Below are 2460 nucleotides of genomic sequence, written 5' to 3' on the forward strand. Positions count from 1 at the left end.
TTTGTATATTGTCGTTATATCCTTGAATATCTCTTTCCATTTTTTTTAGATACTCTTTTTTTTCATCTGCTGAAAGGTTCATAAAATTTGCTAGCTCTTTAAGGTTCTCTTTATCCATATAGTTATGCATAGCTTTATTTGTGTGTGGTGTTTCTATTGCATGATGAATTGCTTTTGCTGCAATAAAAAAATATGCAAAAAAAGCCAAAGCTGGCGAACCTAGCATTTTATTGTAGGTTTCATCAATCTCTTTTAATTTCTTTTTTGCCTTTTCTAAATCCTCTTTAAAGCAATTTTCTATTTGTTGATGATCATACATGCCATCGCCACTGGCTTGTGCTATTTTGGTTGATGCGCATTTATTTAGTGAAACTGAACTAGGCGAAAAGCCATAGCGTGTCTTTAATAGGGTTTGGAGCTTTTTTTCGCTTTGGCGTTTAAGAAAATTTGATATATTGCGCTTATCTTGCTCTTGTGCGTTTCTTTCTTCGTAAGCTCTTTTACCTTCTTGCTGGTTTGCCTTATCAAAATCTTCACTTGACCCCATTTTAAAAGCGTCCCAATCTACATGTTTGCTACTTTTTTCGTTGTCTTTTAAATTATTTGCACTATTTGTCGCAATCTTTTCATCTTTATCTTCTAAAACGTCTGTTACATTATCAAAATGTGGCTTATTATTTATGTTTGGCTCGTTGCCAATGCCATCTGCAAAAATTTCTTGCTCTAAAGCTGATGTCTTTTTAATGGGGTTTGGTTGTTCTTGCTGTGCTGTTTTAGGAATAGTTTGCTCTGATCTATCTACTTTAAGATCTTCTAGCTCCATCTCCTCATATTCGTCTTTTTGTGGCTTTATAGCGAAGTTGTTAGCAAAATTTTTTAGTTGTTCTTGATCCATCATATTTCCTTTATTTTATTATCTATTTGTTTGGCCGATGAGTAGTTATAGTTTAAATAATAGTTATCGCATATTCTTTTGGGGATGTCGATCAAAAATGGATCTATGTCCTTTTTAACACTCTCCATATATGCCTTTAGATCATTATCTGCTTTGATGAAGTTATTGCGTAGCATGTCAGCAACTGGCATAACGATAAGATTGCCGTATTTTTCGTAAAAAGACTTTGAAAATTCATAAAGACCTGACACCTGGCGATCTAAAAGCTTTGATATACTCATGAAAATGCCGTTAGGGTCTTGAATATCGGTTTTTATATTTTCATAAAAAAGCTCAAATGCTCTATTATAAAGCTTTTCGTCAAAGTCGATCAAACTAATTACTTCGTCAGGTGTAAAGTCAGCTTGTGCCTCTCTCATTACTTCAAGCAAAATAGCTATGCATTGAGGATCTCTTTCTTTGTTGTAAAGTTCATCTATACAATCTAAATCATTGGTAGCAATAAGTTTTTCAACCACCCTTTGCATAAATATATCAGCAAATGAATTTTTTGCAACATTTACTGAAAAGCTAAATAGTGTCAAATTGTTTTGAATACTATTTAGAGCAGCTTCGTCAAAGTCTTCATTGTTTTTAATAGCATTACTGATGGCTTCTTTTAGATATGATGGAACAAATTCTTCCATCTCCGATAAGACGTAATCTAGCTCTTCAATTATGCTTTGCCTAAGCTCGCATGCCTCGTTAAAGCTGTATTCAAAAATATTTTTACCCTTAATGGTGACGCTGCTTATTTCATCTTTTTTTTCTAAAAAGGCATTTTTTAAAGCAGGATATGCAATAGAGCTAAAATTTGTTAGTTCCTCTTTTATATTTTCATCGGAGCTTTCAACGGCCAACTCTAGTTTCTTCTCGTTATTGATAAAGTCATTTATACTGATTATATCAAGTGCGCATTCTAACATTTGAAAATTCTTAACAAGGTCGTTAACATAATTAACTAAATTTAACTGCTTATTGATTACCTTTTTAAAGGCTTCATTGTCATCAAAATCATAATTGTAAATTTTTTCTAGCTTTTCTGTAACGATATTAGAGTTCATCTTTTAAAAATCCTTTGTGCTTCGTTGCTTTGATCTACATTTTCCCAAAAACAATCTAACGCCTGAGTATATAACCTGCATTCATCTCTCTCTTGTCGGCCATTAAATTTAAACTCTTTTTTTGAAATATCAAAAATAAACAGCTCCCCCTCGGTTGCAGATTTTAAAACAATCTCATCAAGGGAGTAATTCACTTTTTTTTCATTTATGTCAAAATGGCTTAAACCAATATTTAGACAATGAATAGCGTATTGGCTTTTGTCATTTACCATACCAAGTGCAGAAAATTTAATAAATTCATCTATGAACTTATTTTTATAATTCGTATCGGCATCATCGCTATAATATGTTTCAAATAATTTCTCATACTCCAAATCCTCTTCCGCACCATTACTAATATCCCTTAGCGAATAGTCAATATGAAAAATATCTAGTAGATCATTGAGATTGTTTGGCTTAGAT

The 2460-nt window shown here is 32.3% G+C and carries 3 protein-coding genes; all 3 read right to left on the reverse strand.

Features of this window, described 5'->3' with window-relative positions:
- On the reverse strand, positions 1-895 hold an 895-nt coding region (locus CYP28_RS06040), incomplete at its 3' end, for a hypothetical protein (RefSeq protein ID WP_141090915.1).
- Positions 895-1998, reverse strand: a complete 1104-nt coding sequence (locus CYP28_RS06045) for a hypothetical protein (RefSeq protein ID WP_103593499.1) — start codon at positions 1996-1998, stop codon at positions 895-897. The genes CYP28_RS06045 and CYP28_RS06040, both read right to left, overlap by 1 nt.
- Positions 1995-2460, reverse strand: a 466-nt coding sequence (locus tag CYP28_RS10365; RefSeq protein WP_181000431.1) for a hypothetical protein, incomplete at its 5' end; no start/stop codon positions are given. The genes CYP28_RS10365 and CYP28_RS06045, both read right to left, overlap by 4 nt.

The organism is Campylobacter concisus (assembly GCF_002914195.1).
Classification (GTDB): domain Bacteria; phylum Campylobacterota; class Campylobacteria; order Campylobacterales; family Campylobacteraceae; genus Campylobacter_A; species Campylobacter_A concisus_M.